At 35.4% G+C, this 13,861-nt stretch carries 13 protein-coding genes; 5 read left to right on the forward strand and 8 right to left on the reverse strand.

The window, feature by feature from the left end; translation table 11 throughout:
- Positions 1-105: 105 nt before the first annotated feature.
- From BHU68_RS15965 to BHU68_RS15985, 5 genes are all read left to right on the forward strand, one after another.
- Positions 106-285: a hypothetical protein gene (locus tag BHU68_RS15965; RefSeq protein WP_069472278.1), complete on the forward strand. Its 180-nt coding sequence runs from the start codon at positions 106-108 to the stop codon at positions 283-285.
- 192 nt (positions 286-477) lie between these two features.
- Entirely contained in the window at positions 478-1,590 is a 1,113-nt protein-coding gene (locus tag BHU68_RS15970; protein WP_069472279.1) for an NAD(P)H-binding protein, read from the forward strand.
- Between the two features lie 348 nt (positions 1,591-1,938).
- Entirely contained in the window at positions 1,939-4,518 is a 2,580-nt protein-coding gene (locus BHU68_RS15975) for a glycoside hydrolase family 9 protein (protein WP_141698922.1), read from the forward strand.
- A gap of 157 nt (positions 4,519-4,675) precedes the next feature.
- Positions 4,676-5,227: an OmpA family protein gene (locus BHU68_RS15980; protein WP_069472281.1), complete on the forward strand. Its 552-nt coding sequence runs from the start codon at positions 4,676-4,678 to the stop codon at positions 5,225-5,227.
- On the forward strand, positions 5,228-5,818 hold the full coding sequence (locus BHU68_RS15985; RefSeq protein ID WP_069472282.1) for an OmpA family protein: 591 nt from the start codon (positions 5,228-5,230) through the stop codon (positions 5,816-5,818).
- A gap of 32 nt (positions 5,819-5,850) precedes the next feature.
- Here the strand turns inward: BHU68_RS15985 and BHU68_RS15990 are convergent, their stop codons facing one another.
- The 8 genes from BHU68_RS15990 to BHU68_RS16025 form a co-directional block, all read right to left on the reverse strand.
- Positions 5,851-7,290, reverse strand: coding sequence for a serine/threonine-protein kinase (locus BHU68_RS15990; protein WP_069472283.1), 1,440 nt, complete (start codon positions 7,288-7,290; stop codon positions 5,851-5,853).
- 1,041 nt (positions 7,291-8,331) lie between these two features.
- Entirely contained in the window at positions 8,332-9,363 is a 1,032-nt protein-coding gene (locus BHU68_RS15995; protein WP_069472284.1) for a hypothetical protein, read from the reverse strand.
- 27 nt (positions 9,364-9,390) lie between these two features.
- Positions 9,391-10,524: a hypothetical protein gene (locus tag BHU68_RS16000; RefSeq protein WP_069472285.1), complete on the reverse strand. Its 1,134-nt coding sequence runs from the start codon at positions 10,522-10,524 to the stop codon at positions 9,391-9,393.
- On the reverse strand, positions 10,511-10,879 hold the full coding sequence (locus BHU68_RS16005) for a hypothetical protein (protein ID WP_069472286.1): 369 nt from the start codon (positions 10,877-10,879) through the stop codon (positions 10,511-10,513). Before BHU68_RS16005 ends, BHU68_RS16000 begins: the two co-directional genes overlap by 14 nt.
- A complete protein-coding gene (locus BHU68_RS16010; RefSeq protein WP_069472287.1) occupies positions 10,879-11,760 on the reverse strand; it encodes a DUF2169 family type VI secretion system accessory protein in 882 nt (293 codons plus the stop codon). The genes BHU68_RS16005 and BHU68_RS16010 overlap by 1 nt, the downstream gene beginning before the upstream one ends.
- Before the next feature lie 11 nt (positions 11,761-11,771).
- The gene (locus BHU68_RS16015; protein WP_069472288.1) at positions 11,772-12,533 is read right to left on the reverse strand and encodes a hypothetical protein; all 762 of its coding nucleotides are present in this window, start codon (positions 12,531-12,533) and stop codon (positions 11,772-11,774) included.
- A gap of 8 nt (positions 12,534-12,541) precedes the next feature.
- Positions 12,542-13,471: a class I SAM-dependent methyltransferase gene (locus BHU68_RS16020; RefSeq protein ID WP_069472289.1), complete on the reverse strand. Its 930-nt coding sequence runs from the start codon at positions 13,469-13,471 to the stop codon at positions 12,542-12,544.
- The gene (locus BHU68_RS16025; RefSeq protein WP_069472290.1) at positions 13,468-13,788 is read right to left on the reverse strand and encodes a PAAR domain-containing protein; all 321 of its coding nucleotides are present in this window, start codon (positions 13,786-13,788) and stop codon (positions 13,468-13,470) included. Before BHU68_RS16025 ends, BHU68_RS16020 begins: the two co-directional genes overlap by 4 nt.
- Positions 13,789-13,861 lie beyond the last annotated feature (73 nt).

Below are 13,861 nucleotides of genomic sequence, written 5' to 3' on the forward strand. Positions count from 1 at the left end.
TTAAATTAAACCAACAATTGGGTTGTGAGACATTATCAACATGGCAAGTTAATAAATTTGTATTGCCAGAATCAAATCCTGTAGATTCCTGCTGGGAAGTTTAATATGGGAGATAAGAAGCATGAAGTATCAGTTGATAAATTTGCTATGGGGATTTATCCGGTTACTTTTGCGACTAAGGCAAATTATAATAGCTGCTTACATGCAATCCCTGTAGTTGTTTTTTGTTTTGGATTTAGTACAACGGATTTACGGAATAAACGGATTTCTATTATTTTAGAATAATAATTCGTTTATTTTCGTTTATTCCGTAAATCCGTTGTACTATAAATTGTAGGAAGTTTGGAGTTCAAAGCGCAGCTTTGTAAAATCAAAGCTTTGCTTTGAACTCCTGATTGATAAAAAAGTTCATGATTAGTTGATTGATCATAGATTTTACTTTAAACTAGGCACTTTATAATATAAATTAATACGATTATGAATATATTATTAACCGGTGCCAGTGGTTTTGTTGGTCAAAATTTATTATCAGCCTTAGTTAGTGATGGGCATAAAGTAGTTGCTTGTGTTCGAGATACTAAAAAATGGCAAGCGCGTTTTCCTGAAATTGAGTGTTTAGCATGTGATTTCACTAAGGATCATTCTCCTGATGTTTGGGTTCCACGTTTAAAAAATATTGATCTTGTTATTAATGCTGTTGGAATTATTGTTGAAACCCGCTCTCAAAGTTTTGAGAATATACATACAAAAGCTCCAGTGGCTTTATTCACAGCGGCAAAACAAGTTGGTATTAATAAAATCTTACAAATCTCAGCATTAGGTGCTGATGACAATGCCGAAACTCCTTATCATATTACTAAACGTGCCGCTGATGATGCATTAAAAAGTTTGAAACTAAATAGCGTCATCTTTTATCCATCTATGGTAATTGGGCGCGGTGGTGATAGTACAACATTGTTTTCTGCAATGGCAAGCCTACCAATTATGCCAATCATAGGCAAAGGAGATCAACAATTACAGCCAATTCACATTGATCACTTAAAAGCTAACCTATTAGAATTATTAAAAAATTGGCCTACTGAGGCTAAGAGTTTTGAATTAGTAGGCGCGAAACCAATAAGTTTACTCAACTTATTTGCCTTACTAAGAAAATGGTTACAAATGAAGCCAACATTGGCTTTCTTTATTCCCATAATATTAATGAAATTTTCTGCCGCTCTGAATGATCGTTTAAATTTTGGTCCACTTACTACTGATAATTTAAAAATGCTGCTAGCCGGTAATTGCGGTAATCCAACTCCAATAAGCGAAGTAACCGGTATAAAACCTAAGAGCATAGAAGAAAGTTTACAACAAACACCTGTCACCAGTGCCGATATTTGGCACGCCCGCTTAATTTTCTTGCAGCCATTATTAAGAATAAGTATTGCTTTAGCATGGATAGTAGTAGCCTTACATTTGTTATTGATAATAACTTATACAGAAATAATGATGTGGATAATGCCAGTATTATGGCTAGAATTTTTTAGTCCAATCTATTTGTTGTTAATTGTTGCGACACTTATTATGTTAGTGTTGAAAGATAAATAGGAATACGAATTGCATATTAACAATCATAATGTATTTTATATAAAATATATTATTAGCTTATATTACATATATTATATTTTTAAATGACTATTATGCAATATAAAATATAATTTGTTTATAAAAAATAATATTTTAGCATATTCAAAATATTAAAAAAAACTGCCAATATTTTGACAACTATGTCATTTTAACATCACTATATAGTTATCATTCTTAATAATAACTATATAGTGATATAATATATATTATTGTTTTTTAAAATACTATTTTGCATAGTAAAATAATTGGAACAATTTATGAATGATTGCGGACTAATTAATTACTTAACTAATATAGGTAAATCATATTATGTTCCACATACCTTTTATCTATTTACTAGGCTTTTTAATTACCATTTCTTCTTGCATAATGGTATTGAATGTTGACAAACAGGAAGAGAATGATAATCCTGTGGCAACTATGAGCCAAGAAAATAAATTTGAAAATAAACTTCATAATAATCAATTTTTCTCGAAACCCTTATCAAATGAGTTAGTAGATCAGAAACAATCTTCTACTAGCAAAACATTTCTTCAAACTCGTGATATTAAGCATGTTAATAATATCCAGTCAGCCGTTGGTACTAATCTCAATAACATTAATGATTGGTCTTCAGAATTAAGTTTTATTGACGCTTTTAAAACTTCCAGACCATGGATTACTCAATGCGTGGAGGGCGAACAAGCTGATTGTTCTTCTGAAAAATCTTGGAATACTGAGGAAGCTGATCAATTAGATTTAGATCAACATGGTTGGGTACGTTCTTTACCAGCTCCAACTGATAAACCAACTTATTGGTTTGTTGGTACTTTATTATTCAGTAGTCTTGATGGGCATTATCCAGCCGGACAATATATTGTATTGTATGATGGTGAGGGTACAATTGAATATGATTTTTCCGCTCAGAAAAATGATAAAGCTTCTCGTCCCGGTCGTGATGTAATTAATGTTACTCCTAATGATGATGGTATTTATATTAAAATAACTGCAACTGATCCTAATAAAAATGGAAATTATATTCGTAACATTCGCGTTATTTTGCCGAATCATGAATCTATGTATCATCAAAATCAAGTATTTTATCCAAATTTTTTGGAACAAATTAAACACTTTAAAGTGTTAAGATTTATGAATTGGATGAATACTAATGGTTCTACTGAAGAAAAATGGCAACAACGAACTACAATAGCTGATGCACGTTGGAGTGGAGATGATGAATCGGCACCTTTAGAAGTTATGGTAAAATTATCCAACTTAAATAATTCTGATCCTTGGTTTAATATGCCACATCAGGTAGATGATGAATATATACAGAATTTTGCGAGCTTAGTTAAAACTAATTTATCTCCTAATTTGAAAGTTTATGTTGAATATTCTAATGAAGTTTGGAATTCAATGTTTGAGCAAGCTTCTTGGGTAGAAGAACAAGCTTCAAAGGAATGGGATCAAGCATATCCTGATGTAGATTCTTATACCAAACGTTTGAATTGGTTTGGTAAACGCACTGCGCAAATTTGTGATATTTGGAAAAAAGTTTGGGCGGAAAATTCAGAACGAGTAATATGTGTAATGGCAACCCAAGCAAGTAATGAATGGAGTATTACAGAAATTTTAAATTGTCCATTATGGAAACAAGAAGCTCCATGTTATCGTCATGGTATCAATGCTGTTGCAATTGCACCTTACTTTGGTTATTACCTTGGACTTCCTCAACATGAACAAGAAGTTACAGCATGGACTAAAGAGGCTGATGGTGGTTTAAATAAATTATTTCAAGAATTACAATATGGTGGGATTTTAAACCATGAAACATCTGGTGGCGCATTACAAGATTCTGCGAATCATATAGAAGATACAGCTAATGTTACAAAGAAAATGGGTTTAGATCTGATAGCTTATGAAGGAGGGCAGCATTTAGTTGGTGTACAAAATGTTATTAATAATGAAGCTATAACTGAATTATTTATAAATGCTAATCGTGATCCACGTATGGGAAAATTATATACAGAATATTTGAATATGTGGAAAGCAAAAGGTGGTAATTTATTTGTTCATTATACTAATTGTCGTAGTTCTAGTAAATGGGGTAGCTGGGGTACATTGGAATATATGGATCAAGTTACTACTCCTAAGTATGAAGCTTTATTAAAGTTTATAGGAGAAAGTCGTAAATCTATTCTTCAACCGCAATCATTTAATAAATTCAAATCTTTAGCTCCTGTTTCTAGTTCTTCTGTAAAAAATACTCATGAGTTTACAAAACTTACAACATCATCGGTGTTGTCGTATTCTTTCACGGCTTATGATATTAAGCCGTTAAATTTGGCTAGTAATCAGGATGACTTATTTTGGTTACAGAAGCAATTGGAAACTTTTGAGCAAAGTGAAGAGTATAATAAGGCTGTGGCAGCAGCTTTATTTGCTAATGCTACACGCTTATCAGCTATGTATGATGTGAATTTAGCCGCTGATTATTTAAATCGCGCTGAACAGGCTTGGTTACAGAGTCAGTCAGAGGGTGAGGATATAAAGTTATGGGCAGCCGCTGAATTGTATCGTGTAACTGGTGATAAATCTTATCAGCAATATTTTGAGCAGCAATGGAATCAGAATGTTGTTCCGCAGACTCAATTTTATAAACGCGCCATTTGGGCTTATTATCAAAGCAATTGGGAGAATGTTAATTTTCAAATACAAGTTGCTATTTCTGAGCATATTTTACAAGAGGCAGACGAATTTCTTGCGCATTCTCAGGAACAAACTAGTATCGAAACTGAGTTTGATAAAACTTTTACTTTGCTACAGGCTTGGGCGATAAGCGATAATGGCAGTTATCGCGATATTGCTTTAAGCTCTTTGCAAACTATAATTCAACCTTATTTATCATAATAGATGCAACTGTTATTCCATCTTTTATGATTATTTATCATAATTCATAAATTTATATTGGTATTTATGCAAACACTAGTCCAAAATATTCTTTACAAACAATTTTTATTTTAGTATAATAAGCATACTTTTAATATAAGATAAGAGGAATTGAGCTATGAAATATAAATCCATAGGAATTTTAACATTATGTTACACATTCAATAGTTTTGCTGGAGATAATGTCATTATTTATGACCAAGTGCCGACTAAGGCGCAATTACTTAGAGATTTAATGCCATACCAACCGGTTATGACCAGAAGTTTTGGTAGAACTCGTTCAATATCTCCTTCACCATGCAATATGCCTAATTTCCAAGACAAAATCGTTGGAATAACTATTAGATTTAAAGTCAATCAATTTAACTTGACACCTAAAGCTCGTGAATTTGCTGATCTTTTGGGTGATGTTCTTGCCGCTGATCAGTTATTAGCTTGCGATTTTGAAATTGAGGGTCATACAGATAGCTCTGGTCGTGCCTATCATAATACACGGCTTTCCAAGCAACGTGCCAATACTGTTGTATCTTATTTAATTAATGCACATAGTATTAATCCAGCGCGTCTCAAAGCTAAGGGCTATGGAGAATATAGATTGTTAAATGGCAAAAAGTATTCTACCAATCCTATAAATCGACGTGTGCAAATCAGAAATGTAGGAAAGTTTTAAATGAAGATTTATCAATCTATCCTGTTTTTGGCATTATGTTATACATTTAATAGTTTTGCTGATGATGTAAAAATGTATGATGGAATGCCTAGCAAGGCAGATTTGCTTAGGGATTTAATGCCACCCCAACCTATGCACTCTGAGCCTACACCGCCTATATCTAAGATTCCTACTAAGCCTGTACAATCAGTGCGTGATCCAAAACCTAGTTCAATTTGTAGTACGCCTAATTTCAAAGCAAAAAGTGTGGGAATACTCATTCAGTTTAAACGCGGTTCGTCTTGGTTAACAAGGCAAGGTCGTCAATATGCTGATCTTTTGGCTCAAGTTCTTTCCACAGATCAATTACTTGATTGTGATTTTGAAATTGAGGGTCATACTGATGCTTCGGGTTCTTGGGCTGCTAATAAAAGGCTATCCAGAAAACGTGCTCAAAGAGTTACAAATTATTTGATTTGGAAGCACAAGATTAGTAGATCACGTCTCAAAGCTATAGGCTATGGAGAAGAGAAGTTATTAGAAGCTTATCCTTCTTGGCACCCTAAACATCGACGTGTACAAGTTAGAAATGTTGGTAAGTTTAAAAGATAGATAAATAATAAAACCGCGTTTATGCGGTTTTATTATTTTTTACAAAAATCTATTAAATCTGGATCATTGGGTGCAGCGCGTAATGCGTTGTCTATATGTTTTTGACATCGTTTAATATGTCCTATTATCAAACTGCTCTTTGCTTTATTTTTATAAGATTCAGCAATATTAGTTAATCCATTCTTCGCTTCTTGATTAGTAGGGCAAAGCTCCAAAACTTGTTGATATTTTTCCAGAGCATTATCTCCAACTGGATAGATTATACTATATTCTTGCATGTATTTATGGGCATCTCTTAAGAGTATCTTAGTTGAAAATTGTTCACATGCTAAAGCTGGAGGTTCTTCTACTACTACTACAGGTTGAGGCTCCTTTGGTTGTTGAACTTGTTCTTTAATGATTTCTGTTTCTATCTCTGTATTTTGAGGTTTCTTAAAGAATGTTAGTGCAGAAATACTTGCTACCACAAGCACTAGAAAAATAATAATACTTTTTCCTACGAAACCCACTTTCTTCTTTTTCCTTGAAAAAAACTCATCTAAAAATTGAGCTGCTGTTGGTGTTCTATCATTTCTATTAAAAGCCAAAGCATGTAATAGAGCCTTATTTTGTTGACTATTTAAACTCTTAATCGGTTGAGGAGAAAGCTTCTCATTTTCAGCTTGATTAGCTTTTTTTCTTTGATAGGGATGTTTTCCTGAAAGTAATTCATAAGTTACACAAGCGAAACCATAAATATCATCACGAGGATCAGGTTTTAAACCTAAGAACATTTCAGAACTAGCATAAGAATCTGTTAATGCTCCTAAACTTCCGGGATCAAATCGAGTCGTGTCATCTTCATCAATTTCTTCTATTCGTCGCGCAATCCCAAAATCAATGACTTTGGCAATATTCAATTCATCATCATAAAGCACATTAGCAGGCTTAAAGTCCAAATGCGCAACACCATTTTGATGAGCGTGTTCTAATGCTTTAGCCATATCATTAATGATATATTCAGCTTCACTTAGGCTAATACCATTAGGATTATTTCTGATAAATTTATTTAATGGAATTCCTTCTAAAAATTCCATTACCATAAAAAACCTATCGCCAATGCGATCTAAGCCATAAGCTTTAAGTATATTAGTATGAGTTAATTTTTTATAGCGACTAAACTCACGAACCAATGCTTTAAGCGCATCAGGATGATCCTTAAAATCTCGACTTAAAAACTTAATAGCAACATAAGGATTACGCGAATCACCAGCTTCTTGAATCAAATCAACCGCTTTCCAAACCACGCCCATGCCACCTTCACCAAGCTTTTCTGTTAAACGATAATTTTCTCGAATAATAACCCCGGGTTCTAAGACAAATTCCTCACCACTATCCCATTGAGAAGGATGAGACCAAGATTTATTGATTGAATTATTTGATTGTTGATCGCGCCTTGAAGTGCTGGCAACTCTAGTTTTATACTCAGCCATAGTTATTTATATATATCCAAAAATTCTTGACGATAATAATTTAAGCCCTGAAGGGGCGAAATAATATAGCCTAGGGCAACGCCCTAGGTACGGAATTTAATTTTTTTAGCCCTGAAGGGGCGAAATAATATAGCCTAGGGCAACGCCCTAGGTACGGAATTTAATTTTTTAGCCCTGAAGGGGCGAAATAATATAGCCTAGGGCAACGCCCTAGGTACGGAATTTAATTTTTTAGCCCTGAAGGGGCGAAATAGATTGATGTTTTAAAACACCCCTTCAGGGCTAACATCAAATAATATCCGTTCCTAGGGCGTTGCCCTAGGCTATAATATTTCGCCCCTTCAGGGCTAACATAAATTAATATCCTCACCTAGGGCGTTGCCCTAGGCTATAATATATCGCCCCTTCAGGGCTTTAAAATTCTGTAGGTGTGTAACATGAGTTATTAAATACAACGGATTTACGGAATAAACGGATTTTGTTGAGAAAGTCAAGCAAAGTGTCATACACTTATTCGGTTTTGGTGTAATTTGGCACTCGAAACCTATCGCAGGATACACCCTACATGCTGGTCTATAGTACAACGAATTAAGAAATAAACTAATTTGTATCGTTTCGTTTATTTCTTAATTCGTTGTACTAACAAAACTGGTATGACCGCAATATGATGTAAAAAAACATTTTAACATTCTCAAACACAGCCTAGGAATAAATTCAAGATCCTTACAGGATTAAGTCTGCTGTCAATAAGCTAAACCGCTGGTCACAAGCCCAAAGACCTGACAGGTTTTTAAAACCTGTCAGGTCTAAAACCCGCCACTTGAAAGTTGACTAAGTACTAGGTACAAATTGTGAATTTGTTGGGCTTACTCCGCTTTGCTACGTGACTGCGTATCCTATCGTCAACCCAACCTACAGTGTGTAACATTAGTTATTAAGTACAACGGATTTACGGAATAAACGGATTTTGTTGAGAAAGTCAAGCTAGCTTGTGTATAAGCAAAGCATCATACACCCTACGTGCTAATGCATTCATACATATTATTCTAATGTATTCATAATTATTTGCCATGCTCTTTTATTAACTGCCCAAATAGAAAAAGCATCTTCTCTTCTTGTAGTGAGAAGCGCAAAAAATGACAAATATTCATCATCTTCCAATAGCGTACACCAAACTTCTCTTACTAATCCGGTATTTTTATCAAGAGCTTGATATACTACTTGATGTCCCTCAATAAAGCGTCCATTTACAGATAAATTATCGCGAGCCATAATTTCACCGAATTCAACACCCATTTCTTCAAGTTCATCCATAAATTTTATCAATTCTGTTTCTATATTGATGATATTTGCTTTTAAAACAACTTTAATACGAATTATTCCTATGATATTTTCATCAATATCTGTATGGTAAAGTTCTACACCAGCACGACTGTTGGGTTCAAATGAAGAAGGGCGGCTGAAATTCCAAGAAATAGGATAACTAAAGCTAAGCCAATCAGTTCCAATTTTACATTCTCGCCACGGTTCTATATCGCCTTGAGGTGCTTTAGTCATATTAAAGGAAGCAGAAGCTAAAGCAAATGTATCTTTCAAGCCATCATAATCCGAATATGGCCCAGCTGCTAAAAGAAATCCAACACGATTTCCGGTAATTCCCATCATAGCTCTCCCAAAAAATGTAGCACCTTCTATTTCAAATTCAACAAGGCTATCAACACGTTTTGGAGAATCTTCTTGGATGGTTTTTAATTTATAGTCATTCGCTAACACATAGCCTCTTAAAACATCAGCTGCTGCCATTTCTTGATGTAGTTCCATTACTTGAAGCAAAATAAAAGGTTTTGTATTTTGCATCTGAGGGCCAACAAACATACCTATTCCGGTCATTTTTTCGGCATTAATAACTGGACGTGACTTTAAGTGAATGGTCATGGGGTTCCAGTTTTTTGGCACAAGGACACGATAAGATATACTTTCATTCTCAAATGGTACATCTTGTACCATGTTGTAGTCTAGCTTGATTTTTTCGTCACTAATATTTTCCCCAAGAGGCAGTTTTGTATTGACCATGTTTGAATTTCTCCGTTAGTATAAAAATTATTTAAATCCAATTCCCAAACTGAAGCTTAACTTCGGTCCAAACCCAAGTTTTCCTCCTAATACAAATTTACTATCTTTAACCCCAATTTTCCCGCCAATACCAATACCAATGCCCGCTTCTCCTTCTGCCCCTATACTGATACCATGATCAAGCCATTTTGGTGCTTTTCCAAACCAAGGTAAACGTCCAACCGTATTATCCCAGATACTTTTTGGAGTGATATTCAAGGTACCAGAAGCTTTACCTTTAATTAAATCTGCTGAGAGATTAGCTTCAGCAATCGCTTCCTTTTTGTCAGGTCCCCATGTTATGCCAATCTTTCCTTTTCCTTCCAGTGAACCAACATCCACCTTTATATTTTTTGTTTGCCAACTTGTTATAGTAACATGAGCACTCATGTCAATAACATCTGCGGTAAATTCCTGCTTTTTGGGATCATAGGCAGCACCACTTTTTAATTCTGAACTGTAAGATCCTATCTGAAGATTATTGCTTTCATCCCCATAATACAGCAAACGGTCTTCATGCTTTGCCCATTCAGTGGTTCCTCCTACTTTTACACCTGATTCTGGTTTGTCATCAGCGTCTTTATAGCTTCCCCATCCTTTCTTCTGTGGGTAGGGCTTACTCCATTCATATTTGATTGAGGGTTTAACTACATCAAAAGCTTGACTTAACAAGTCTCCTTTAGGCTTTTGCTTAGCCCTTTCCTTGGCGGCTCTATCAAGACCTTTTTGTATGGCATTGTCTATGGCATTTGCTGTTTTACATATAATTTTAGTTGCCCCCGCAACTATGTCTCCAAATTTTTTCTTAACATTTTGGTATGCTTTATTTGCCATTTTACTGAATTTTATGGCTTTATCCTTAACCCAAGTTTCCGCTTGTGAGGCTTTTTTCTTAGTCCATTCTTTTACCTCATCAGTTTTTTTCTTAACCCAGTTTGCCGTTTTTGTCGCTTTATCTTTTATTTCAGTGTATTTTTGCTTACTCCAATCGGCAACATCTGAGGCTTTTTCTTTTACCCAACCAGTAGCTTTTTTAGCACCTGTAGCTAAAGCACCAGCGGCATCACAAGCAACATCAGTCGCTTTATTCCAAGCCGCTTTAAAAGCGTCACCCCAAGACATTTTTATCTCCTTCTAAAGCAGCAAACATTTCTTCAGTCCACTGAGCCATCCATTCTGATTTATCATCAGGCATATATTCTGATGATTTTAGCATTTCTTGAGCAGCAGGAAATTCAGTGTCAAATTGTTGCCCTAATAGCCAAGCTGTTGTTACATAATTGGCTATTTGGCGTTCTGTCTCTAAACCATAAGAACGCGCTTTAGTTACTTGTTCATGAATCGCTGGTATTAATTGTTCTCGTGGTACTTCTGGAGCATCAGGAAATTCACTATACAAAAAATCCGCAATTCGCGCTTCAAATTTTGTTAATTCTGCTTGTGAAAATGTATCCATCTGCTCTTGGCGAATTTGCATTATAATACTACTCCCGAAACAATAATCCTTTGTATATCAATTGGAATATTACCGCGCCAAACCAGATAAAACCTCTTTTCATCGGGCAATAGGCACAGAGTATCTAAATTCATTGTAGTTACTTGTTCTTTTTCCAATTGTATATTTAGCTTATAAGTGGGTAATTTAAAATTAACTACTCCTTCTGGCATCAGGTTCACTAATTCTACATTTTCATTACCTTTAAGATAGCCCTGCATTTGCAATTCTTCTGGTGCTGCATTATAAAAGTCCATTTTAAAATCATTAGGTGGATTTGGAGCAATTTCCTTTTGCCATTTTTCATCATAAGTACCTAAATATTTTACTCTGCTTGCTGAGCTTTTGCTAATAAATCCATATCCAGCAGGTTTTGCTTTGTCTTTCCAGCTTTGAATCAGAAAATTGGGATCTTCTATATTTGGTAAGGGGCAATCTTTAATTGATTTTTTTGAGTCTATATATCCTCGTTCATACACAATTTCCATTTCGCTAAATGGTTCTGGTTCTGAGGCTGTTACAAATCCAGCTCTAGTTTGCCAATACCGATCACCAGTAACAATCAGTGTCTTGGATACTTTACCCACTGTTAATGAGGTTTTTAGTCTTTTGACTTGTTTTCCATGTGGAGCATATGCTTTACCATTCAAAACAATATCTGCTCTGGGCTTAAAAGGTACAATATCAGACTCAAATTTGATACTGCCACCATCATTAAATTCATCAGCAAAGGCAATGGGAATTTGTTCAGCCGCTGCCTTTTGTCCTTGTAACATTTCAAAGGTTCCCTTGACTATAAGTAACATGATGTTGTTAAATGGTAAGGCTTCTACAACAAAAGGGGTGTGATTAATTATTTCCATAATATAAGTCTCTATTTAATGCAACCCGGGGCGCCATTGGCAACTGCTGCGGTACCAAGGACATTCACAACAATAGTACTTGCCTTAAATGTCTGAAATACAGTAGAAAATGATTTAGATATGGCATCAAATAAAGGATCAGCGTGCAAAGCCGATGGGTCTCCTAAATTAGCATTCATTGAAGCCCTTAAAGACATAGGAGAAAGCATAACTTCACCTGTAGAAGGTAAAGCAATCAATGGCATAGGAACATTAGGACAAGGAACATATGGCAGACTAGGAAAAGCCAATGTTCCAGTAATTCCCATATGCCAAGCTTGCCAAGCAGTGCCTAAAGCAGTAGAAATAGCCTTTGAATATTTAACTTCTTGTGGAGTATTTGTAGGTGCATCCTTAAAAATTAAAGGCATTAAAGGTGGACCAATAACATTTCCCGGTACAACCATTCCTACTGGGCTACCAGTAACTACGCCAACAATAGAAGCAGTTGTCATCCAATTACCAATACCATTCGATATTGCCTTACAAATACCCTCAATATAGTTTTCAAACATTCTACCAATTTGATTAGCAGTATCTACATGATATTTATTTAAGGTAGCTTCTCGAAATAAAGTCATTGGCGGATTAGGCGACGACATTCTTTCGCTAGACGAAAAAGCATCTGGATATTGCTTGCCCAAATCGCGCCAATTTGTTGGCAGATTAATGGCGTTTGAGGCAAAATTAACTTTTGCTAATTGAATTAGCATTGCATTCTGTGGTGCAGGCATAATACATATTATCCTTTTTGTGCAAGTAAAAGGTAAACAGAATAGACGCTTTTTAGCCGATCATCTTGAGGCAGCACCCATTCTAAGTGTTCAATTTCGCGAATTATCCGATAATCAAGTTCCATTTGCGGAAAAGATTCTCCAACAATAACGGATTTTAAAACTTCCTCATTTTCCAACCATTCAACAGGTTCAGATAATTCACTACTCCATGCAAACGGCGAGGTAAGCAACATCAAACCAGTAGTTTTCAATAAAGCATCCATTTGCCCTATCATAATCAGCGGAAAGCGGACATTATCAAGCAGATTTAAGCCACTAACAAAATCAAAAATACCTGCTGAAAATGGAGGTTCTAAAACATCAGCTACAATAAAAAAAACATTTGTTGGTAAATCGAAATCATATTCTGTGACTTGAGCATGACGACAACTGCGTTTACGTAAAAAGCGGATACTTTGTTCACGTTGAATTCGAGCCGCTGCGGAAACCAAGCTAAAATTTAAATCCATACCCACAGCCAATTTACTGTGACTAGCCAATTCAAAAGTATAAGCACCAGTGGCACAACCCATATCTAAGGAAAAATTCAACCGAGTATCCAAACATTCTTTCAAAGAATTCCAATAAGCAGCAGAACCATCATAATGAGATTGCAGATAAGTACTTAACAAAGAATCACATTCTGCAAAATATTCCAAAATCTCACATGATAAGTTTGCGCTAATATCAGAACCAATAGAACGCCACCATGCAGCCATATCCTTGAGAATAACTGGAACACCAGCAATAACAGGATAGCGGCTATGACAAGCAGTACAATCTAAGAAACCCTCAATAAAATAACCAGAATCTTCTTTAATACAATTAGCTATCCGCAAGGCATTACGACATGCAGGGCATATAAGTGTAAAACTATCAAGAACTTGTGGATTCATCCGCCTACAATCACATCAGGACTACCTTCAATCAAATTGCCGCTTCCGCCGCAGTGTTGATCCTTATCACCCATACGATGCGCGGGTTTATTATTAATCAACACAGTACCACTACCCTTAGCCGCAGTCCATGTATTAGAACCGCAACAAGCAAAATGAATACCCTTATCACCCACACGCACAGCAGGGCGATAATTAACTAACACATTAGGCGAACCTTGAACAGCGGGTCCAATAACAGGATGTGGACAAGCTGGGCAACCATGTCCATCTGCCGGGGCGAATGATTTATCGCCTAAACGACCTTGTGGTGGCATATTTTTTTTCCTCTTTTAAAAATTAACATAATTCTACCAGACAATAGATTTAATTTCATATTGACAATTGCAT

Origin of the sequence: Candidatus Marithrix sp. Canyon 246, from assembly GCF_001723685.1 — a bacterium.
GTDB lineage: Bacteria > Pseudomonadota > Gammaproteobacteria > Beggiatoales > Beggiatoaceae > Marithrix.